The sequence below is a fragment of the Gordonia sp. LMA484 genome (assembly GCF_058129505.1).
This window is the reverse complement of the sequence record NZ_CM176700.1, coordinates 1,336,178-1,357,282: the sequence shown is the minus strand read 5'-3', so window position 1 is coordinate 1,357,282 and position 21,105 is coordinate 1,336,178. Positions and strand designations below refer to the sequence as shown.

The following is a 21,105-nucleotide window of genomic DNA, read 5'->3' as shown; positions in this document are numbered from 1 at the left end:
CGGAACGGACTTCTCGCGGTGGAGCTAAGGGGACTCGAACCCCTGACCCCCACACTGCCAGTGTGGTGCGCTACCAGCTGCGCCATAGCCCCGTATTCTGTTGTTCACCCGTTTCAAGGGCAAAGGCGAAACTACACCATCGTCGTCACTGCGGCCAAATCCGCTGGACGCGGGCCGGGACACCTCAGCCGTTGTCGGCCAGCAGCTGATCGAGCCACCCGGAGCCGTTCATGATGCCGTCGACAGGTTCGCCGCCCGAGAGGACCGTCGGGGTGGCGACCTGACCGCCGTTGGCCTTGGCGAGCTGGGTCTGCGACTGCTCGGCCGCGGTGTTCGCCTCGTCCACCTTGGCGCCATCTGAGATGCATTTCTGCGTTGCGGCCGAGGCCCCCTGTTCGCCGGCTATTCGCGCGATGTCGGCACTGCTCAGGTCGGTGCTCCCCCCTTCCTTCGGCTGGTCGGCGAACAGCGCGGTGTGGAACTTGAGGAACACCTCCTTGTCCTCATTCGAACCCACACACTGCGCTGCGCCGGCCGCTCGGGACGAATAGTCGCCGGATGACGACTCGTCGTTGAGGAACGTCAGCATGTGATAGCGCACCCGCAGCGAGCCGTCCTGGACGGCCTTGGTGATGGCCGCACCCGACTGCTGCTCGAACTCGTGGCAGACCGGACACATGAAGTCCTCGAAGACGTCGATGGTCTGCGGCGCGGACGGCGCGCCGATGATCAGGGCGGCGTTGTCACTGAGGACTGCCTCGTCGACGCCGCCCCTGTCGCGCTTGCTGTTCCACACCACGCCGCCGACGATGAGAGCCGCGATGATCGCGATCGCGACTCCTGCCAAGATGTAGGTCGTGCGGCTCGAGTTGGCTCGCGGCTGATACTTCGACGTCGCCGCGGATCCGGCCGGCTTGCGCTTGTCGCTCACACCTTTTCCTTCTGATCATTCGATTCCGTACGTGTGAGGTGCCCGTTCGGTCTCGCCTCGATGTCGGCGACCTCCACGCCATCGACCTCGGCGCATGCGCCGGACCCGACGAAGCGGCGCGAACGGTGCCCGAGTGACGCGGGCGTGCGCGGATAAACGACGAGCCGCGCGGCATGCGCCAGGAAGCCGGTGTCACGTGCGACCTCGATCGCGTCGTGCCGCCGGGTCACCGTCGCGTCCCGATCGTCCGTGCCGGAACACCCGCAGTCGATCGTGTAGCCACGATTCGCCGATGCGCGAGTCACGCCGGCAGCGGTGATCACGCGGCCACGGGTCTGTCCTCGGCACACGCAGACGACTCTAACCGGCACCGAATAGGAGCAACCTGAGACGACAGGTCAGACGAGCACGGAGTCGACCAGCTCCTGGGCCTGCGCCTGCACGATGGCGAGGTGATCGGCTCCCTTGAACGACTCGGCGTAGATCTTGTAGACGTCCTCGGTTCCCGACGGCCGCGCCGCGAACCACGCGTTCTCGGTCGTCACCTTGAGGCCGCCGATCGGCGCGCCGTTGCCCGGTGCCTCGGTGAGGATGGCGGTGATCTGTTCACCGGCCAGTTCCTCGGCCTTCACCTGATCCGCGGACAGCTTTGCCAGCAGCGCCTTCTGCGCGCGCGTCGCCGGTGCGTCGATGCGCGCGTACGCGGTCTCGCCGTAACGCCCGGCGAGTTCGCGATAACGCTCCGACGGTGTCTGGCCCGTCTTCGCGAGCATCTCCGAGGCGAGCAGCGCCATGATGATGCCGTCCTTGTCGGTCGACCACGGCTTGCCGTCGAAGGTGAGGAACGACGCCCCGGCGCTCTCCTCCCCACCGAATGCGATGCTGCCGTCGAGCAATCCGTCGACGAACCACTTGAACCCCACCGGGACCTCGAGGAGGCGACGACCGATGCCGGCGACCACCCGATCGATCAGGGACGAGCTCACCAGCGTCTTGCCCACCGCCGCGCCCTCTTTCCATCCCGGACGGTGCGTGAACAGGTAGTCGATCGCCACGGCCAGATAGTGGTTGGGGTTCATCAGACCGGCATCGGGCGTGACGATCCCGTGGCGGTCGGAATCGGCGTCGTTGCCTGTCGCTATGTCGTAGCTGTCGCGGGCGGAGATGAGCGAGGCCATCGCGTTCGGCGAGGAGCAGTCCATCCGGATCTTGCCGTCGGTGTCCAGGGTCATGAACCGGAACGTCGGATCGACGGTCGGATTCACGACGGTGAGGTTCTCCAAGCTGTAACGGAAACCGATCTCCGCCCAGTACCCCACCGATGCACCGCCGAGGGGATCCGCCCCGATCCGGACTCCCGCATCGCGAATGGCGGCCATGTCGATGACCTCGTGCAGGTGATCGACATAGGTGGCCGTGTAGGGGAAGTCGTGGATGAACTCGCTGCGACGTGCCCGCTCGAACGGGATCCGCTTGACGCCATCGAGCTTGTTCGCGAGCAGTTCGTTGGCGCGGCGTGCCACGACCGAGGTGATCGACGTGTCGGCCGGACCACCACTGGGCGGGTTGTATTTGAATCCACCGTCGCGCGGCGGGTTGTGCGACGGCGTCACGACGATCCCGTCGGCCTGCACGCCGGGATTCGCCTGGTTGAACCGCAGAATCGCGAAGCTGACCGCAGGGGTCGGGGTGAACTTCTCGTTCTCGGCGATGTAGACGTCCACCTCGTTGGCGGTCAGCACCTCGAGCGCGCTGCGCCACGCCGGGATCGATAGCGCATGGGTGTCGAAACCGATGAACAACGGGCCGGTGATGCCGGCCGACTTCCGGTATTCGACGATCGCCTGAGTGGTTGCGAGGATGTGCGCCTCGTTGAAGGCGGCATCGAGACTCGATCCGCGATGCCCGGACGTCCCGAACAGGACCTGCTGCATCGGATCGTCGGGGTCAGGCGACTTGTCGTAGTAGGCGCGTTCCACCGCGGCCACGTCGATCAGATCCTCGGGGAGCGCTGGTGTACCTGCTCTCGGATGTGCCATGGCGCAATTCTGCCACTGGAACCGATCCGGACGTCGACAACGGACGAACAGCTACTGTGAGCCAAAATCAGCTGTCGCCCCACCGGACCGTTGTCACAGAGGACCCTGTCATGAACCCATCCGTCCCGATCGGACCGCCGTGCTGAAACGCGCACCCGACCCGTGCGAACTGCTGGTGCTGGTGCTCCCCGGCGGCACGGATCACAGCTACCGACCGTTCAGCCCGCGCCAGGCCTCGGCGCTGCGGATGTACCCGTTCACCTGGTCGATCCGTGCTCGTTTTCCGCGCACGGTGCGAGTGCACCAGGTCCGCTATCGCGTGTACGGCTGGAACGGCGAGCAGAACAGCCCGATGCCGTACGCCCAGAAGGCCCTCGACGATCTCGCCCACGAACACCCCGGTGTCCCGATCGTGGTCGTCGGCCATTCGATGGGCGGCCGGGTCGGGGCCCGACTGGCCGCCGATCCGCGCGTGGTGGGCCTGCTCGCGCTCGCACCGTGGTGGCAGCACGCCGATTGGCGATTTATCAACGACGATGTTCGCGTGGTCGCCATCCACGGCACCGCCGACGAGCGGACCTACCCGCGGCGGACCGAGAAGGGCGTTCGTGAACTCGTGGCCCGCGGCGTGGACGCCACCTTCGTCGCGGTCCCCGGCGGAGACCACGCGATGCTCGACCACATCGGGCTCTGGCAGCGCGCCGCACTCGATTTCGTGGGTGCTGCCCTCGCCCGTCCTCCAGAAGGCGTCAGCGCACCTACTCGCGTTGATGCGCGCGGTACCGCCGAGACGGCCATCGTCGCGAGGCGTCCCGGCCGGTAGGACTCATCGGCGCCGCCGCCGTCGGCCAGGCCTCCTCGATGCTACTGTGACGAAGCTCACACAAGCATCGAGGAGTGCCATGTCCGCTGAACCCGGCCGTCCCGTCGTCACCACCGCTTCCGGCCCGGTCCGCGGCCGCGAACTCGCCGACGGCGTCCTTCGCTTCCTCGGAATCCCTTATGCGGCAGCACCCTTCGGCCCCAACCGGATGCGCCCGCCCGCGCCGGCGGAGAAATGGGGTGAGCCGCGCGACTGCGGCGAGTTCGGCCCGACCGTGCCCAAGGGGAACTACCCACCGCACTTCGCGCCCCTCTTCGCGGAGGTGACCATCGACGGAGACGAATGCCTCAACGTCAACGTCTGGTCGCCGGGACTCGAGGGCGCAAGTCCGGTGCTGGTGTGGATACACGGCGGTTCGTTCATGAACGGGTCGAACTCGGTGGCCGAGTACGACGGCGCCGCCTTCGCGCGGGACGGCGTGGTGTTGGTGTCGATCAACTACCGACTGGCCGCGGAAGGATTCCTCTATCTCGACGACGGTGTCGCCAACCTAGGACTACTGGACCAGATCGCCGCGTTGCGCTGGGTCCGGGAGAACATCGCGGCTTTCGGTGGCGATCCGGATCAGGTGACGGTCGCAGGCGAGTCCGCCGGGGCGATGAGCGTGTCGACGCTGCTGACGATGCCATCCGCACAGGGGTTGTTCTCCCGCGCGATCACGCAGTCCGGCGCCACCGCGCACACGATCAGCCCAGAACAGGGGCTGATGGTGAGCCGATTCCTCGCCGAATCGCTCGGTGTGGAGCCGACCCGGGCGGCCATTGCCGGTGTCGACCTGGACACATTGGTCACGGCCGCCGCAGATTTGGTGACCGAGGTCCAGACCAGTCCGGACCCGGAGAAATGGGGACCCCTGGCGATGAGCCTGCTGCCGTTTGCGCCCGTCGTCGACGGAGATGTACTACCCCGCCACCCTCTCGAGGCAATGGCCGACGGCGTCGGCGCCGAGGTGACGATGCTGACCGGCTCGACGCGGGACGAAGCCAGACTGTTCCTGGTGGCCCCGCAGACCATCGGCCTCATCGACGAACCCACCTTCACCGCGACCGCACAGGCATACGGACTGGACGAGCGTGCGATCGAGACGTACCGGCAGAATCGGCCGGACGCGAGCCCGGGCGATCTCGTGGCGGCGGTCGTCACCGACTGGTTCTTCGGGATTCCGGCATTGCGTGTCGCGGAGACACGGGTGACGGCCGGTGGCGCGCCGACCTGGCTGTACCGATTCGACTATCCGGATCCCTCGGAGAGCCGCGGGTTCGGTGCCGCACACGCCGCCGAGATCCCGTTCGTCTTCGACAACCTCCGGGAGAAGACGGTGGCGCCACGCCTCGGCGACCACCCGTCGCAGGCGGTCGCCGACACCGCCCATCGCGTCTGGGTCGACTTCGTCACCAGCGGCTCGCCGGGCTGGACGTCGTATGACCTCAGTGCCCGGCACGTGGGACTGATCGCCGACATCGTGGCCGACGTCTCCGATCCCGCCAAAGACGAACGCGAGACCTGGGAGGGCGTGCGCTGATTTGAGCGCCGCGCTCGTCCACCGTCAACAAAACGGCCCCCGAACCATTGCGGTTCAGGGGCCGTCTGCCGTGGAGCTGCCGGGAATTGAACCCGGGTCCTCCGTCGTGTCAGTAGGGCTTCTCCGTGTGCAGTCCGCTATGCCTCTACTCGGATCTCCCGGTCACGCGAACAAGCCGAGATGACGATCCCAGTCGCTGTTGGTTGTCCCGCCCCCACCCGCGACCGGCGAGGACGGTGAGCTCCCGAAGATGATGCCGGGACCCGGGCTGGGAGCAGACCCGGGCCGACAGACTAGCCGTGCTGCTCAGGCAGCGAGGGCGTAGTCGCGCTGATTCTTATCGGCGCTTAATTGGTTGCTACGACGCTTACGGTGGTCTCTAGCCTGCACCGACACGCTTCCCCTACCTCGACGCACGCAGTCGAAACCGATCAGCCCCGAGACAGGTACTCACCAGAATTCGATGAGCACTTCAGTCTAACAACGTCTGCAGTCGAAATCATCCGGGTATCCGTTCGGCGACGATTCACACGAGAACCACGGAACCGAACAGTGCGTAGGCCCGGTCCTCCCAATCGGGCGCGATCGTCCCGGTGCGCGCCTGCTCTGCCACGAGCATCCCTACCACACCGTCGACGAGGCCGTCGGGCTCGAGGTCCGCGCGCATCACACCGGCGGATATCCCGTCCCGCAGGGCCGCCTCGAGAATCTCGCGATGCATCGTGAGCACCCGCCGGAACAATTCGCTGAACGACGGGTCACTGTCGGTCAGCAAAGCCGCCATGCCCCCGAATCCGATGCCGTCGAACACCATCGCCGCCGACTGCCGGATGACCCACCGCATTCGCTGCTCGGCGGTCAGATCCCCGGAGGGGGACTCCGGGACGCCGACCGCGACGAGCGCATCGGTCAGCATCTCCTCACGATTGCGGTAGCGGCGGTAGATCGTGGTCCGGGCCACGCCCGAATGGGCCGCCACCGCCTCGATCGTGACCGCGGCGGGCCCACGCGATCGGAGAAGCTCGAGCGTCGACCCCACGATCTTCATCCCACTGTCGGTCGTCGGCGCCACCGATCAGGAATACCACGGCCGGCCTGTCGATATACGGACCGTTTCGATACACAGCATGTTGCGATACACATGGCGTATCGCTACAGTGAACGTATCGATACAGTGTGTGTATCGCTGTGGCTCGGGTCCACGAGCACGAACTCGCGAGAAAGGACTCTCACGATGCGCGACCTCGTCAGGTCGATATCGTTCTCCTACATCGGCTACCTGCTGCTTCTGATCGGCTTCACCCTGCTCGGTCTGTTCGTGGCGGCGCTCGCCCTCGGTGCCACCGCCGGCGCGTGGGGATGCGGCGTGGGGGCGGCTGCCGCCTACGCGCTCTCGGTCGCGGCATTCCGCTTTCAGATGCGCGAAAGCGCCGAGACGACCAGCAACGACGCCCTCATCCTGCACGGCGACCCGCTCATGCCCGCGGTCGAGCGTGACCGGATCGATCGGTACGAGGACAGCTACCGCGACGTCACACTCTCGGACGCGGCATGAGACAACCGCTCACACGATCTGCAGCAACGCCGTGTCGTTGACGCCGACGTCCACCGACAACTCGCCTCCCGACGCCTGATACCGCCGACCGGTCCAGGCGTCGATGGCGCTGACCGTGTGATCACCGACCAGCCCGAGGCTGGCCAACGACACCGTCATCGTCCGCGAATGGTCGCCGCGGTTGGTCAGGGACACCACGAGTCCCTTCTCCCCGATCGCCCGGGCCCAGATCTCCGGATCGTCGTCCACCGGCGCCCCCGCGCTGACCCGGTCATCCTGGTCGACCTGGATGATCGCCCGGTTGCGCAACATCGCGCGCGTCTCCGGCGACATCCGCGTCAGATCGTTGCCGGCGATCAGCGGCGCAGCCATCATCGCCCACATCGACATCTGGGTCCGCTGCTGCGCCACCGTGAGGCCGGGCTTCCCGTCGACGCCCACGACGAGCATGTCCGGGTCGTTGAACGAGCCGGCCCGGACACGGGCCGCCAGCGGCGCGACGGCGTCGGTGATGTCGACGATGCCCTGAGAACCCGAGGCATCGGCGTTGGTCGACCACATTGGCGTGATGTCATTGGTGATCCGAGTCATCGTCGCCACACCACCCCAGTCGTACTCGCTGCCCGGTACCGAGCCGGCGACGCCGCTGTTGGGGTTGATGCTGTAGACGATGGGCCGGCCGGTGTCCCGGATCGCGTCCCGCATCGCGGTGAACGCCTCGACCTGATCGTCGTGATCGGAATCGCTTGAGCACCAGTCGTATTTCAGATAGTCGACCTGCCAGTCCGCGAATGTCGCGGCATCCTGGGACTCGTGGCCGCGACTGCCGGTGGACCCCGGTGCGGAACCGAGGAACTGGGTGCAGGTCTGCTTGCTCGCCCCGGAGTAGAGGCCGAACTTCAGACCCCGCTCGTGCAGATACTCCCCGAGGGCGGCCATTCCGGAGGGAAAGCGCTTCGGGTCGGCCTGCAACGAGCCGTCCGCGGCACGCTGATCGGCCGCCCAGCAGTCGTCGACGACCACGTACCGATAACCCGCGTCCCGCAAACCGGTATCGACCAGCGCGTCCGCCTGTTCCCGCACGATCTGCTCGGTGATGTTGCAGCCGAAGGTGTTCCAGCTGTTCCAACCCATCGGCGGCGTCGCCGGCAGGCCGTCGACGGCGACGCCGTCACCGCCGATCCGCCCCTCGGGGTCCGGCGTACAGGCGGAGACAACGACCAGCGCGAGGAGTACGGAGAATACTGCCGCGACGATCCGGAGTGGATGAGGAAGTCCGTGCGGACGGGCTACATCCACCGGTCACATCCCCTTGACGCGACGACCAATCTCACGCTCGACCTCACGCTGCGCGGTGCGCCGCGCGAGGTCCTGTCGCTTGTCGTGGGCCTGTTTGCCGCGCGCGAGTGCGAGTTCCACCTTGACCTTGCCGTCGTTGAAGTACAGCGACAGCGGAACCAGCGTCAGGTTGCCATCGCGGATCTTGCCGATGAGGTTGTCGATCTCACGGCGGTGCAGCAATAACTTCCGGTTGCGTCGCGGGGCGTGATTGGTCCACGATCCGCTGCCGTATTCGGCGATGTGCAAGGCCCTCAGCCAGATCTCACCGTCGTCGACGGTCGCGAAGGCGTCGACGAGTGAGGCCTTGCCCTCGCGGAGACTCTTGACCTCGGTGCCGAGCAGCGCGATGCCGGCCTCGTAGGTGTCGAGGATGGTGTAGTTGTGTCGTGCCTTGCGATTGGTCGCGATGACATTGCGACCCTTCTCTTTCACCATGCCCACACCTCCTTTTCTGAACTATTCGCGAACATAGACACGCAGCGTCACATACGCGGTGACCCCCGACAACAGAATTCCGCCGATGATCAGCCACGGCGATACGAACAGCACGTCAGACACCCCGATACGCGCCAGGATGTTCACACCGTACAGATCGCTCAGTGCCTTGTCGAAGAACAGCACCTTCGCCGTGAAAAGTCCCCCGATGGCCAAGAAGGCGCCGATCAGCGCGGCGACCACCGCCTCGAGCAGGAACGGTAACTGCGTGTACCAACGCGTCGCTCCGACCAACCGCATGATCGACACCTCCGTCCGCCGCGTGAACGCAGCGACCTGCACGGTGTTCGCGATCAGGAGTATCGCGGCGATCGCCAACACCATCGCGACCGCGAACGCCGCGTTGCGGGTCCCGTCGAGCACGCTGAAGATACGTTTGACCAGTTCACGCTGATCGAGGGCCCCGTCCACGCCGAGGTCCTTGCGATCCTTGAACTTGTCGAGGACCGGCCCGAACTGCGACGGGTCGGACATGCGGACCTTGAGCGACGCCGGGATGGTTCCCTCGCGGATGTTGTCGGCGATGTCCGGGTTGTCCTTGAAGGTCTGCTTGGCCTGCTCGTAGGCCTCCTTGCGGTCGATGAACGTCACCGAGCCGACCCCGGGCTCGTTCTCGATCTGTGTCCGCAGCACCGAACACGGCGCCTGCTGGCAGTTGGGGTCCGCATCGGAGACGGCGTCGTTGATGAAGAACTGCATCTCGACCCGGTCGAGGAAGATCTTCTGACTCTTGTCGGCCATCTGGATCACCAACAGTCCGCCGCCGAACATGCCCAGGGTGATCGCCGTGGTCAGGATCATGGCGATGGTCATGGTCACGTTGCGACGAAGACCGTTGAGGACCTCGCTGATGATGAAGTTGGCTCGCATGGGTCTGTGCGCAGTCCTAACAGAAGTCGAGGGCGGAGGCGGTCGGCCTCACGCGGTCGTGTCACGGTCGCGGAATCGGCTCAGCCGATGCCGTAGACCCCTTGCGGATCGTTACGGACCAGCCGGCCGTTGTCGAACTCGAGGACGCGACGCCGCATGGCGTCGACGATGTGGCGATCGTGGGTGGCCATGACCACCGTGGTGCCGCGCCGGTTGACGCGGTCGAGCACGTCGACGATCTCCTCGCTGGTCTCCGGGTCCAGGTTTCCGGTGGGCTCGTCGGCGAGCAGCAGCAGCGGCCGGTTCACGATCGCGCGCGCGATCGCCACGCGCTGCATCTCGCCGCCGGACAGCTCGTACGGCATCCGGTCGGCCTTGCCCGACAGCCCGACATAGTCGAGAACCTCCGGCACGATCCGCCCGATCGTCGACGGCGACTTGCCGATGACCTCCAGCGCGAACGCCACGTTGTCGGACACGGACTTCTGTTGCAGCAACCGGAAGTCCTGGAACACGCAGCCGATCGATTGGCGCAGTTTCGGCACCGTGCGCCCCTTGAGGGTGTTGACGTGGAACTCACCCACGTACACGTCGCCAGACGTCGGCTTGTCCTCCTTCAGCAGCAGGCGGAAGAAGGTGGACTTGCCCGAGCCGGATGGGCCGATGAGAAACGCGAACTCGCCCTTGTCGACCTCGAGGCTCAGGTCGGACAGCGCCGGCCTCGTCGCAGCCTTGTACTTCATCGTGACGTTCTCCAGCTTGATCACGAGAAGCCAGTGTAGCCACGGCCTCTGAGACGGCCGCTCAGGTTTGTCGCGTCACAGACGTGCCTGGTCACCGCGTCGGCACGGACGTGGTCTGCGGAGTCTGCTGATCGAAACCCGGGATGCGGATACCGGGCAGCCCCGGAATCGTCTGCTCGGTCGTCGTGGTTGTCGACTGCTCCTCGCCGGTGCCGAAGCCGCCCTCGGTGCCGCTGTCCGTCGTTTCCGTCGTCGTCGTGGTGGAACTCGGCGCGATACTCGACGACGGGGTCGAGGTCCAGGTCGGCTCCGTCGTGGTCGTGTGTGATGTCGTCACCCGAGCAGGCGGCGGTGCGACCACGCCGTACCGCTGGGACGTGTAGCCGTAGAGCACGACCGAACCGAAAAAGGCGATCAGCAGCACAGCAGTACTGGTCCGCATCCGCGTCTTATAAACGTGACCCCAGTCCCGGAGGCGGGGCGGAATGACCCCTCCGCTCGACTCCGAGCTCTGATCGGTGTCGGGAGATGTGCGATGCTTCCCGTCGCGGGTCATGGATTGCGCTCCTTCCCGACCTCGTCGGCGAGCGTGGCCGGTGGCCCGCTCGCGGCCTGGACGTCCCGGCCCGGGGCAACGGTGATGCCCTCGCGGGCCAGGGCGCGCACGATCTCGATGCGCAGCGCCCGGCTGACGTCGAACTGTTTGCCGGGCAGGGTTCGTGCGACCATGCGCACCGTGATCGAGTCGAGTTCGAGGTCGATCACCCCGAGTGGCGACGGCGAGTCCAGCAACAGGTCATGCCACCGCTTGCGGTTGTAGAAGTCGTCGCCCACCCGGTCGAGGGTCTCGTTGACGAGCGCGATGTCCGAGTCGGCGGGAACCGGGACGTCCACCACGGCCCGCGCCCAGTCCTTGGAGAGGTTGGTCGCCTTGATGATCTGCCCGTTGGGCACGGTGACGACCTCACCGTCGCCCGTGCGCAGCTTGGTCACCCGCAGGGTGACGTCCTCGACCGTGCCCTCGGCGACGCCGTTGCCGGTCGTGGTCAGGTTGACCACGTCGCCGTAGCCGTACTGCTTCTCGGCCACTACGAAGAAGCCCGCCAGAATGTCCTGCACCACCCGCTGTGCGCCGAAGCCGAGTGCGGCACCGAGCACCGCACCCGGACCTGCCAGACCACTGATCGGCACGCCGAGAATCACCAGGATGGTGATCGTCACGACGATGCCCACCAGGACGATCATGGTCCACGCGACGACATCGACGAGCGCGCGCCGATGTTTGGCGTCCTCGGTCTGCACGATGAGGTCGCTGTTGTCGAACTGGGCCTTGACGCGCGCGGCGTACTTGTCCGCCGACCATCGGATGCATCGGATGAGCAACAGTCCGCCCAGGATCCAGATCAGGATCTCCAGGCCGTCCGTGGCGGCCCACACATAGAACCGGCCGATCACCGACTCGGTCGCACCGGGCGCGAATGCGAGCGGTGTCACCTGGGGCAACGGCATGTCAGGCGTCTGCGGCGGCCATACGCCACCGAATCCCGGCCTCGATGAATTTGTCGATGTCACCGTCGAGGATCGCCGACGGGTTGTTGTCCTCGACGTTGGTGCGCAGATCCTTCACCATCTGGTACGGGTGCAGCACATAAGAACGCATCTGATTCCCCCAGCTCGAACCGCCATCCCCCTTGAGCGCGTCGAGCTCGGCCCGCTCCTCCTGACGCTTGCGCTCGAGCAGCTTCGCCTGGAGAACACGCATAGCCGACGCCTTGTTCTGGAGTTGGCTCTTCTCGTTCTGACAGGTTACGACGATCCCGGTCGGGATGTGGGTCAGGCGGACCGCGGAGTCGGTCGTGTTGACCGACTGCCCGCCGGGACCCGACGAGCGGTAGACGTCGACCTTCACGTCGTTCTCGTCGACGTCGATGTGGTCGGTCGTCTCGACCACCGGCAGCACCTCGACCTCGGCGAACGAGGTCTGGCGTCGACCCTGATTGTCGAACGGGCTGATCCGCACCAATCGGTGGGTGCCCTGTTCGACCGACAGTGTGCCGTACATGTACGGCGCCTTGACGGCGAACGTGGCGCTCTTGATCCCCGCCTCCTCGGCGTAGGACGTGTCGTACACCTCGACGCCGTAGTTGTGCTTCTCGGCCCACCGGATGTACATCCGCATCAACATCTGGGCCCAGTCCGCGGCGTCGACACCACCGGCACCGGATCGGATGTTGACCAGTGCGTCACGCGAGTCGTACTCGCCGGCGAGCATGGTCTTGACCTCCATCGCCTCGACGTCGGTCCTCAGCGAGGCACGCTCGGCGTCCGCGTCGGCCAGAGCCGACGCGCGGTCGTCGCCCTCCTCGGCCTCGGCGAGCTCATAGTGGACCGGCAGATCGTCGAGACGCTGGCGCAGCTCGGACACCCTGCGGAACTCGGTCTGCGCGTGGGACAGCTCACTGGTCACCTTCTGCGCGTGCTCCTGGTCGTTCCAGAGGTCCGGATCGGACGCCTGCATCTCCAGCTCGTCGATCCGACGACGCAGCTCGTCGAGGTCGAGCACCTTCTCGACCGTGGTCAAGGTGGTGCCGATGGATTCGAGGTCTGCGATTACGTCGGGATGCACGGTCATCAAGCCTACCGCCGCGAATCGGTCACGGTACGTCCGCGCCCACTACCAGCACGAAATGACTCAGGCCGGCGGTGGAGCGCCAGGAGGAAAGGCGGTGTCCATCGGCGGCAGCTCGCCGAATCGCCACGTGGAGGTGGCCTTGCCGGGCTTGTAGACGACCGGGAGATCCGCACCGACCTGCGGCCAGGGATCGTGGTCACCCAGCACAAGGGTCCCGTACGCCTCGGCCGGATCGGTGCCGGGTCCGACGATCGTGCCGGACACGGTGCAGAACCGCTCCCCCTTGGCGTCGCCCTGATCTGGTCTGTCACTCACGCCGGTGACCGTCAGGGTGCCCTGCACGAACTGGGTCGCCCGGGACGCGCCCAGCGGTCGCGGGTTGCGGCCTCGCTGCCATTGGACGACGAAGGCCACCAGAACCGCGGCCAAGATCACGACGAAACCCACAGCCAGCAAGGACATGGCGCCAGCCTACCGGCCGGGGCCGGACAATCCGGACGTTCACCGCTTCGCCGCGTCCGGGTCATTCGCAGGCCCGCGTGGCGCTAACCTACCGGCATGCCAAACGACCGTGGGCCCACCGCGCTCAACGATGACCTCGAACTCGCGTTGTCCCTCGCGGATTCGGCCGACGCGCTCACCATGGAGCGCTTCGGGGCCGTCGACCTGAAAGTCGATGACAAACCGGACCTGACTCCGGTGTCCGACGCCGACATCGCCTGCGAAACGATGGTTCGCAGGCGACTTTCGGCCCGCCGCGCCGACGACGCGGTTCTCGGCGAGGAGTTCGGCGGCGATGCCGTGCTCAGTGGCCGCCAATGGGTGGTCGACCCGATCGACGGTACGAAGAATTTCGTTCGAGGTGTGCCGGTATGGGCGACCCTGATCGCATTGCTGGTCGACGGCGTGCCGCGCGTCGGAGTGGTGTCGGCGCCGGCGCTACGCCGGCGCTGGTGGGCCGCCGAGGGCCACGGCGCGTTCACCGTCTTCGACGGCCAGGAGATGCCGAGACGGCTCGCGGTGTCCGGGGTGTCGACGCTGCCGTCGGCGAGCCTTGCGTTCTCGAGCCTCTCCGGCTGGGCCGACCGTGGGATCCGCGACGAGTTCATCGCGCTGACCGACGAGGTCTGGCGCGTGCGGGGCTACGGCGACTTCTACAACTACTGCCTCGTGGCCGAAGGGGCGGTCGACATCGCCGCAGAGCCCGAGGTCTCGCTCTGGGACCTCGCACCGCTTGACATCCTCGTCCGTGAGGCCGGCGGACAGTTCACCGCACTCGACGGTACCGAGGGACCCGCCGGCGGCAGCGCAGTGGCGACCAACGGACTGCTGCACGCTGCGACACTCGGGGCACTTTCGGGTGGCATGCCGACCGGCTGAAGCGCCGCATTCGTATCGCGTCGGGCGCAGCAGTCCGGGGCGTACCGTACGAAAGGGGGCTCGGCACCAAAGGAGTTGCATCATGTCGTTCCCCGCCCTCACCCACGTGGCGATCACGGTGACGGATCTCGCGGCCAGTACACGGTGGTACTCCGCATTGTTCGACGCTGAACCAGTCCTCGACGAAGACGAGGAGTCGGGCACTTTTCACCACACCGTCTTCGCACTCGACGGCGGAACGCTTTTCGGCCTGCACACCCACACGAGCCCCGGACCCGACGACTCCTTCGACGAGCGCCGCACAGGTCTCGATCACATAGCCTTCGGGACCACCCAGGACGAACTGGAGACCTGGACCAAGAAGCTCGACAGCCTCGGGATAGGCCACAGCGGGATCAAGCATGCCCACTACGGCTCAGGCATCTCGTTCCGCGATCCCGACAACATCGCTCTCGAGTTCTTCGCTCCGCCTGCGTGATCGCCCCTTGCCGGCGCGACCTCCGCTCTACCATTCTCGAACATACGTTCGACGCAACAGATCGGAGGCCCCGCGTGAGCCGCACCTCCCGCAGACCGCCAAGCGACCGACCCGCACCTCCCCCAGACCGCCAAGCGACCGACCCGCGCCTCCCCCAGACCGCCAAGCGACCGACCCGCACCTCCCCCAGACCGCCAGACGACCGACCCGCTCCTCCCCCAGACCGCCAGACGACCGACCCGCTCCTCCCGCGGATCGAGTAGGCGCCGAGCCGCTAGGCGAGGCGCCGTATCGAGATCCCTTCCAGTGCAAGAGAACCGGGTCTCGATACGGCGCCTCGCCCCTACTCGACCACCGGCATGGGCGCGTAATCGGCACGGGCGCTGCCCGGCCGTCCGATCAGAGCTGGGTGGCCGATTCCTTGTCCAGCACCACGAACTCGGTTGCGGCGGCCTTCATCTCGGACAACCGTCCGTAGTGGATGCCCGACCCCGCGTCGGACAGGATCGCCTGGTGGATCGGTACCGCGATCCGCGGGGCCATCGCCCGAAGGTAATCGACCGACTCGCTCAGCTTCATCCACGGCGCAGCGGACGGCAGCGCCAGCACGTCGATCTTCTCGAACGGGATGTAGAACGAGTCCCCGGGATGCATGAACCGGCCCGTCATCGACTTCGTGTCCAGCACGTAGGCGACATTGTCGATCACCGGGATCTCGGGATGGATCACCGCATGACGGCCGCCGGTGAAGCGCGCCGTGACCGCACCGATCTGTACGTGCGAGCCGGCGTTCGCGGTCTGCCAGGGTCCTGCGACGTCGTCGTCGTTGAGCTGGGCGGCGGTCTGCGGGTCCGCGTAGCGCACGGCCTGCGGGTTTGCCGCGACGAGGTCGGGCAGCCGCGCGGGGTCGCAATGGTCTGGATGCTGGTGGGTGATGAGGATGGCGTCGAGATCGGTGACGCCCTCGAAGCCATGGGAGAAGTTCCCCGGATCGAACAGGACCCTGGTTCCGTCGATCTCCACCAGGACGCACGAGTGACCGAAGTGTGTGATCTGCATGAGTACCACTCTGCTCCGATCGACCGCCGACGTCACGTCGCCGCGGCGGGTCGAGGACGATCGGACCGACGTTTCACACGACGAGTTGGAAGATGCCCCAGCCGAACCCGGCGTCGAGCATCCGCACGAGGCCATAGCCAAACCAGACGGCCACCAGCGCCAACGCAGCCCGGCTCGTGAGGACGCGACGGACCCGCTCCACCGATGACCCGCCGGTGATCGCCGTCCACATCGCGACACCGGTGACCACCACGGTCACCACCATGAACAGTGGTCCGAACCAGTTGAAGTTCACCGAACCGACCAGGTCACCGTGGCCGAGGGCAACCCAGCTGCGGGTGAGTCCGCAGGCCGGGCACGGCAGGCCGGTCATCCGCGCGAACGGGCACAGCCCCGGGCCACGGGCCACGGTGGCCGGCGACAAGCTCACCGCAACCGTCGTCGCGGTCAGACCGACCATGGTGACGGCTGCCGCCGTGACACGCGCGCCGCCGCCGGATGCATGCGGAGTCCTCGACGACGATGTCGCCCGAGACGAGATCTGATCACCCGCGGTCACCCGACCAGCTTAGGTACAGAAGGCCGCCGTTGACACGCGCCCGGTACGAGACCTTCGGCGCGGCGTATCCAGAGCGCACTGGCCTGCGGCGTTAGTACATGGGCGAGCCCGCGACAGGCATCACGAACGCGATTGCCTCGCAGACGATCAGCCGTTGATAACCTGAGGCACGGAGACTCCCTTGAGGCCTTCGACACCGAACTCGAGTCCGTAACCCGACTTCTTCACACCGCCGAACGGGATCATCGGGTGCACGCCACCGTGCGAGTTGATCCACACGGTACCGGCCTCCAGCCGCGCGGCGACCTCGCGAGCCTTGTCGCGGTCACTGCTCCACACCGATGCACCCAGGCCCACATCGAGACCATTCGCCCACGTCACGACGTCGTCGAGCTCGGTGTATCGGATGATCGGCAGTGCGGGGCCGAACTGCTCTTCGGCGACGAGCGGATTGTCGTTGTCGATGTCGGCAACCAGGGTGGTCGGGTAGAAGTTGCCGGCCGCACCGGTGTCGGGGTCACCGCCGGTGAGGATCTTGGCACCCGACTCCTTGGCCGCGTCCACCAACCGCGTAACGATGTCGAACTGCCTGCGGTTCTGCAGCGGTCCGAGGACGTTTCGTTCGTCGAGCCCGCGACCCATCGGCATGGTGCCGGCGACCTCGAGAAGTGCGTCGCACACCTGGTCGTAGACGTCGGTGTGAACGTAGAGTCGCTTCATCGCCGCACAGGTCTGCCCGGTGTTGATGAAGGCACCCCAGAACAGATCCTGCGCGATGGCTTTCGCGTCGACGTCGGACAGCACGATACCGGCGTCGTTGCCGCCGAGCTCGAGGGTGAGCCGCTTGACCGTGTCGGCGGAGCTCTTGATGATGGCCTGGCCGGTTGTGGTGGAGCCGGTGAACATCACCTTGTCGATGTCGGGGTGGCTGGAGATCCGGGCACCGACTTCACGGTCGCCGACGACCGGGATCAGCAGGTCGGCGGGCAGCACGCTGTTCATCACGGTGATGAGCGCGAGGACGCTGAGCGGGGTGAACTCCGACGGCTTCACCACGGCGGTGTTGCCCATGCGGAGCGCCGGGGCGACCTGCCAGATGGTGATCATCATCGGCCAGTTCCATGGTCCGATCGCACCGACGACGCCGACGGGGCGGTAGTGCAGCTCGGCATGGGTCTCGTCGTCGTCGACAACGGTCTGTCCGGGCAGCTGAGTGACGGCGGTGGCGCGAAGCCAGGCCGAGCAGCCACCCAGTTCGAAGCGGGCGTTGGGGCCGTTGAGCGGTTTGCCCTGTTCCCGTGACAGCAGCTCGGCCAGCGGTTCGGCGGCGGCGTCGATCGCATCGGCGACCTTCATCAGCAGGTCGACCCGTTCGGAATCGGTCCGCGCTGCCCATGCCGGCTGGGCCGCCCGCGCACGGGCGATGGCCTCGTCGAGCTCGTCGACGGACTGGAATCGGACCTTGCCGACGACCTCATCGGTCGCCGGATCGGTGATCTCCCGACCGTCGGGATCGGTGATCTCGGCCAGGAGGGAGTCGTAGGTGACACTCATGACGGGATTCCTTCGATATCGGTCCGGCCTCATTGCCGGATGTTGGGTGTCAGTAGCTGCTACGACCGGCCTCAGGCCGGTCGGTGACAAATCGTGCGGCGAGTGCCTCCGAGCCACGCGCCAGTAGCGCGACGTCGGCGCCGACGAGTAGGAAAGTGGCCCCGGCTGCGGCGTAGCTGTCGGCCTGTTCGGGGACAAACGCATTTACTCCCACCGGCTTTCCAGCCGACCGGACCCCGGCGAACGCTTTCTCAACCTGCGCGACGACGTCCGGGTGGGTCTGCTGCCCGAGCAGTCCCATCGACGCCGCGAGGTCGCTGGGCCCGACGAACACTCCATCGATGCCCGGGGTCTCGGCGATGGCACGGGCGTTCTCGACCCCCTCGGCCGTCTCGATCTGGACGAATACCGACACATGATCGGCCGCACCCTCCAGGTAGCCGTCGACACGATTCCAGCGCGCCGAGCGGGCCAGCGCACTGCCCACTCCCCGACGACCGATCGGCGGATACTGAGCCGCAGCCGCAACCTCGCGGGCCTCGCCGGCGGTCGAGACCATCGGGACCAGGATGGTCTGCGCCCCGAGGTCGAGCACCTGTTTGACGATGACCGGGTCGGCCGCCGGCACCCGCACGACCGGCACGGCGTCGTAGCCCGACATCGCATAGAGTTGCGCGAGAACCGATTCCAACCCGTTCGGGGCATGTTCCATGTCGATGAGCACCCAGTCGAGCCGGGAGCCCGCCATGATCTCCGCCGAGACCGGCGATCCCAGGCAGGCCCAGCCGCCGAAGAGGGGCCGACCACTGGACGAGAGGACCTCGCGCAGTGTGGGTTTCAGACGAATCGACATGACACCGTACCCATCGGCCCGTAGTCGGCGAGCACGGTGTCGCCCTTCTCCACCCACATCGGGCGGGTGAACGAACCGGCGAGCACGATCTCTCCCGCCTCGAGTCGATCACCATGTTGTGCGAGCTTGTTCGCCAGCCAGGCAACACCGGTCGCCGGATGGTTGAGTACCGCTGCGGCGACCCCGGATTCCTCGATCGTCTCGTTGCGGTAGAGCAGCGCAGCCACCCAGCGCAGGTCGATCTCGTTGATCTTCTTCGGGTTTCCGCCATAGACCATCCCGCCCATGGCAGCGTTGTCGCTGATCGTGTCGACGATGGTGCGGCCGGCCATCTCGATCCGCGAGCTGAGGATCTCGAGCGCCGGCACCACATAGTCGGTGGCCCGCAGCACATCGAACACGGTCACATTCGGACCTTTGAGCGGCTCGGCGAGGACGAACGCCAGCTCCACCTCGATACGCACGTTCGAGAACCGGCCGTGCTCGATGACCGATCCGTTCTCGAACACCATGTCGTCGAAGATCGCCCCGTAATCGGGTTCGGTGATGCCGGTCGCGGCCTGCATCACCTTGCTGGTGAGCCCGATCTTGCGGCCGACCGGACGGCGGCCGGATTCGACTCCGCGACGACGCCATTCGTTCTGGACCGCGTAGGAGTCCTCGACGGTCATATCCGGGTACCGCGCGGTCAACAACGGCACCATGGTGCGGTCACGTTCGGCCGCCGCCAGCTCGTCGGCGATGTCAGTGATCGTCTGGGCGGGAAGCATTGTGTCCTCCTTCTGAGTGGTTTCGATCTCGACAAGCTCGATCCGGCGGATACGCGTCGGGCTCGCTCCGCTCGCTCTCGAAGCGAAACGCGGCGAACGGACGCCTCCACCGCTGATCGAGTAAGCCGAGGAGCGCTGGCGACGAGGCGCATCGAGATCGGGTGGCGGCGGGTCTCGATGCGCTCGGCTCCTTCGTCGCCGGGCTTACTCGACCAGCGGGGCGGCGGCGGCTCTCGACCAGCCGGGGGTGCCAACGGTTCCTACAGCTGGGCGCCGAGTTTGTACTCGCCCTTCTTCCAGTCGGGCATCTGTTCGTCGTCAGCCTTGCGGGTGTAGGAGAATCCATCCGCCCCGATGGTCACCGCCATCTCCGAGTCGTCGGTACGGGTCACCACTGGCTGCGGGTTGCCGTCGAGGTCGAGCACGAGCGACGCATCCGTGTACCAACTGGGGACCACCGGATTGCCCCACCAGTCACGGCGCTGATTGTCGTGCACGTCCCAGGTGACGACCGGATTGTCCGGGTCGCCGGTGTAGTAGTCCTGCGTATAGATCTCGACGCGGTGCCCGTCGGGGTCGCGAAGATAGAGGTAGAACGCATTGGACACACCGTGCCGGCCGGGACCGCGCTCGATGGCATCCGAACGGCGCAGCGCACCGAGCTTGTCGCAGATCGCGAGGATGTTGTGCTTCTCGTGAGTCGCGAACGCCACATGGTGCATGCGCGGTCCGTCGCCGCCGGTTGTCGCGGTGTCGTGCACGGTGGGCTTTCGACGCATCCACGCGGCGTAGACGGTGCCGTGCTCGTCCTGGATGTCCTCCGTGACCCGGAAGCCGAGGTCTTGGTAATGCCGAACGGCGCGGGGCACATCCGGGGTGACCTGATTGAAGTGATCCAGGCGCACCAACTCGCCCGGCGTGTGCAGGTCGTAGCGCCACGACAACCGCTCGACGTGGTCGGTCTGGTAGAAGAACTCGTACGGGAACCCGAGTGGGTCCTCCACGCGTACCGAGTCGCCGATGCCCTTCACGAAGCCCTCTGCCCGACGTTCCACGCGGCAGCCGATCTCGGTGTAGAAGGCGACGGCTTTGTCCAGGTCTTCAGGGGTGCGGACCCGGTAGGAGAACGCAGCGACGGCGGCGACCGGACCCTTGCGCAGCACGAGGTTGTGGTGGATGAACTCCTCGGTCGAGCGCAGGTAGATCGCCTCGTCGTCCTCTTCGGTGACGTAGAGGCCCAGGACGTCGACGTAGAACTCGCGCGATGCCGCCAGATCGGTGACGACGATCTCCATGTAGGCGCACCGCAGGATGTCGGGGGGCGATGCCTGCGGCGTCGCGACGGGGTGGTCGGAATGGATCGGTGCTTCCTGCGAGACGTAGTAGCCCGACGAGGTCAGGGTCATCTCTTCGCGGTTGGTCATATCAGCGTCCTTGGTGA

Annotated in this window: 23 protein-coding genes, 1 tRNA gene and 1 other RNA gene; 5 read left to right on the top strand and 20 right to left on the bottom strand. The window is 66.3% G+C overall.

Annotation, left to right across the window (positions count from 1 at the left end; all coding sequences use genetic code 11):
• Positions 1-19: 19 nt before the first annotated feature.
• From AC4AMJ_RS05735 to pgm, 4 genes are all read right to left on the bottom strand, one after another.
• Positions 20-92: transfer RNA gene (locus AC4AMJ_RS05735), tRNA-Ala, on the bottom strand.
• 92 nt (positions 93-184) lie between these two features.
• The gene (locus AC4AMJ_RS05730) at positions 185-931 is read right to left on the bottom strand and encodes a DsbA family protein (protein WP_489917492.1); all 747 of its coding nucleotides are present in this window, start codon (positions 929-931) and stop codon (positions 185-187) included.
• Complete coding sequence (locus AC4AMJ_RS05725) at positions 928-1,281, bottom strand: hypothetical protein (RefSeq protein ID WP_489917491.1); 354 nt, start codon at positions 1,279-1,281, stop codon at positions 928-930. The genes AC4AMJ_RS05730 and AC4AMJ_RS05725 overlap by 4 nt, the downstream gene beginning before the upstream one ends.
• 48 nt (positions 1,282-1,329) lie before the next feature.
• Positions 1,330-2,970, bottom strand: coding sequence for a phosphoglucomutase (alpha-D-glucose-1,6-bisphosphate-dependent) (gene pgm / locus AC4AMJ_RS05720; protein ID WP_489896513.1), 1,641 nt, complete (start codon positions 2,968-2,970; stop codon positions 1,330-1,332).
• A 139-nt stretch (positions 2,971-3,109) separates the two neighbouring features.
• Between pgm and AC4AMJ_RS05715 the strand changes: the two genes are divergently transcribed.
• Together AC4AMJ_RS05715 and AC4AMJ_RS05710 are read left to right on the top strand one after the other, a co-directional pair.
• Positions 3,110-3,793, top strand: coding sequence for an alpha/beta fold hydrolase (locus AC4AMJ_RS05715; protein ID WP_489917490.1), 684 nt, complete (start codon positions 3,110-3,112; stop codon positions 3,791-3,793).
• 79 nt (positions 3,794-3,872) lie between these two features.
• Positions 3,873-5,375, top strand: a complete 1,503-nt coding sequence (locus tag AC4AMJ_RS05710) for a carboxylesterase/lipase family protein (protein WP_489917489.1) — start codon at positions 3,873-3,875, stop codon at positions 5,373-5,375.
• Positions 5,376-5,443: 68 nt separating this feature from the next.
• On the opposite strand, the gene ssrA is transcribed toward AC4AMJ_RS05710, so the two are convergent.
• Both ssrA and AC4AMJ_RS05700 read right to left on the bottom strand, forming a co-directional pair.
• Positions 5,444-5,814: a transfer-messenger RNA gene (ssrA, locus tag AC4AMJ_RS05705) on the bottom strand.
• An 87-nt stretch (positions 5,815-5,901) separates the two neighbouring features.
• Positions 5,902-6,423: a TetR/AcrR family transcriptional regulator gene (locus tag AC4AMJ_RS05700; RefSeq protein ID WP_489900979.1), complete on the bottom strand. Its 522-nt coding sequence runs from the start codon at positions 6,421-6,423 to the stop codon at positions 5,902-5,904.
• 186 nt (positions 6,424-6,609) lie between these two features.
• On the opposite strand from AC4AMJ_RS05700, the gene AC4AMJ_RS05695 reads away from it, so the two are divergent.
• Positions 6,610-6,930, top strand: a complete 321-nt coding sequence (locus tag AC4AMJ_RS05695; RefSeq protein WP_489896516.1) for a hypothetical protein — start codon at positions 6,610-6,612, stop codon at positions 6,928-6,930.
• 9 nt (positions 6,931-6,939) lie between these two features.
• Here the strand turns inward: AC4AMJ_RS05695 and AC4AMJ_RS05690 are convergent, their stop codons facing one another.
• From AC4AMJ_RS05690 to AC4AMJ_RS05655, 8 genes are all read right to left on the bottom strand, one after another.
• Positions 6,940-8,187: a glycoside hydrolase family 27 protein gene (locus AC4AMJ_RS05690; RefSeq protein ID WP_489918379.1), complete on the bottom strand. Its 1,248-nt coding sequence runs from the start codon at positions 8,185-8,187 to the stop codon at positions 6,940-6,942.
• 45 nt (positions 8,188-8,232) lie between these two features.
• Positions 8,233-8,706 (bottom strand): SsrA-binding protein SmpB, encoded by a 474-nt coding sequence (gene smpB / locus AC4AMJ_RS05685; RefSeq protein ID WP_489896517.1) that lies wholly within the window; start codon positions 8,704-8,706, stop codon positions 8,233-8,235.
• Positions 8,707-8,727: 21 nt separating this feature from the next.
• Positions 8,728-9,636 carry a permease-like cell division protein FtsX gene (ftsX, locus tag AC4AMJ_RS05680; RefSeq protein WP_489896518.1) on the bottom strand — a complete coding sequence of 303 codons (909 nt, stop codon included), beginning with the start codon at positions 9,634-9,636 and terminating at the stop codon, positions 8,728-8,730.
• Positions 9,637-9,716: 80 nt separating this feature from the next.
• Positions 9,717-10,403 carry a cell division ATP-binding protein FtsE gene (gene ftsE, locus AC4AMJ_RS05675; RefSeq protein WP_489896519.1) on the bottom strand — a complete coding sequence of 229 codons (687 nt, stop codon included), beginning with the start codon at positions 10,401-10,403 and terminating at the stop codon, positions 9,717-9,719.
• Between the two features lie 67 nt (positions 10,404-10,470).
• Positions 10,471-10,821: an Rv3103c transmembrane domain-containing protein gene (locus tag AC4AMJ_RS05670; protein ID WP_489917488.1), complete on the bottom strand. Its 351-nt coding sequence runs from the start codon at positions 10,819-10,821 to the stop codon at positions 10,471-10,473.
• A gap of 110 nt (positions 10,822-10,931) precedes the next feature.
• Positions 10,932-11,888 carry a mechanosensitive ion channel family protein gene (locus AC4AMJ_RS05665; RefSeq protein WP_489896521.1) on the bottom strand — a complete coding sequence of 319 codons (957 nt, stop codon included), beginning with the start codon at positions 11,886-11,888 and terminating at the stop codon, positions 10,932-10,934.
• A gap of 1 nt (position 11,889) precedes the next feature.
• The gene (gene prfB / locus AC4AMJ_RS05660; RefSeq protein ID WP_489900981.1) at positions 11,890-13,005 is read right to left on the bottom strand and encodes a peptide chain release factor 2; all 1,116 of its coding nucleotides are present in this window, start codon (positions 13,003-13,005) and stop codon (positions 11,890-11,892) included.
• A gap of 66 nt (positions 13,006-13,071) precedes the next feature.
• Positions 13,072-13,473 carry a hypothetical protein gene (locus tag AC4AMJ_RS05655; protein WP_489917487.1) on the bottom strand — a complete coding sequence of 134 codons (402 nt, stop codon included), beginning with the start codon at positions 13,471-13,473 and terminating at the stop codon, positions 13,072-13,074.
• Between the two features lie 96 nt (positions 13,474-13,569).
• Between AC4AMJ_RS05655 and hisN the strand changes: the two genes are divergently transcribed.
• Both hisN and AC4AMJ_RS05645 read left to right on the top strand, forming a co-directional pair.
• A complete protein-coding gene (gene hisN / locus AC4AMJ_RS05650; RefSeq protein WP_489896523.1) occupies positions 13,570-14,391 on the top strand; it encodes a histidinol-phosphatase in 822 nt (273 codons plus the stop codon).
• 79 nt (positions 14,392-14,470) lie between these two features.
• Positions 14,471-14,869, top strand: a complete 399-nt coding sequence (locus AC4AMJ_RS05645; protein WP_489900983.1) for a VOC family protein — start codon at positions 14,471-14,473, stop codon at positions 14,867-14,869.
• A 399-nt stretch (positions 14,870-15,268) separates the two neighbouring features.
• Here the strand turns inward: AC4AMJ_RS05645 and AC4AMJ_RS05640 are convergent, their stop codons facing one another.
• The 6 genes from AC4AMJ_RS05640 to hpaD form a co-directional block, all read right to left on the bottom strand.
• Positions 15,269-15,928 (bottom strand): MBL fold metallo-hydrolase, encoded by a 660-nt coding sequence (locus AC4AMJ_RS05640; protein ID WP_489896524.1) that lies wholly within the window; start codon positions 15,926-15,928, stop codon positions 15,269-15,271.
• Positions 15,929-16,001: 73 nt separating this feature from the next.
• On the bottom strand, positions 16,002-16,487 hold the full coding sequence (locus AC4AMJ_RS05635) for a DUF2752 domain-containing protein (protein ID WP_489896525.1): 486 nt from the start codon (positions 16,485-16,487) through the stop codon (positions 16,002-16,004).
• 147 nt (positions 16,488-16,634) lie between these two features.
• Positions 16,635-18,041: an aldehyde dehydrogenase family protein gene (locus AC4AMJ_RS05630; RefSeq protein WP_489917486.1), complete on the bottom strand. Its 1,407-nt coding sequence runs from the start codon at positions 18,039-18,041 to the stop codon at positions 16,635-16,637.
• Positions 18,042-18,090: 49 nt separating this feature from the next.
• Entirely contained in the window at positions 18,091-18,894 is an 804-nt protein-coding gene (locus AC4AMJ_RS05625; RefSeq protein WP_489917485.1) for an HpcH/HpaI aldolase family protein, read from the bottom strand.
• Positions 18,879-19,664, bottom strand: coding sequence for a 2-oxo-hept-4-ene-1,7-dioate hydratase (hpaH, locus tag AC4AMJ_RS05620; RefSeq protein ID WP_489917484.1), 786 nt, complete (start codon positions 19,662-19,664; stop codon positions 18,879-18,881). Before hpaH ends, AC4AMJ_RS05625 begins: the two co-directional genes overlap by 16 nt.
• A 260-nt stretch (positions 19,665-19,924) precedes the next feature.
• Positions 19,925-21,088, bottom strand: coding sequence for a 3,4-dihydroxyphenylacetate 2,3-dioxygenase (gene hpaD / locus AC4AMJ_RS05615; protein WP_489917483.1), 1,164 nt, complete (start codon positions 21,086-21,088; stop codon positions 19,925-19,927).
• Positions 21,089-21,105 lie beyond the last annotated feature (17 nt).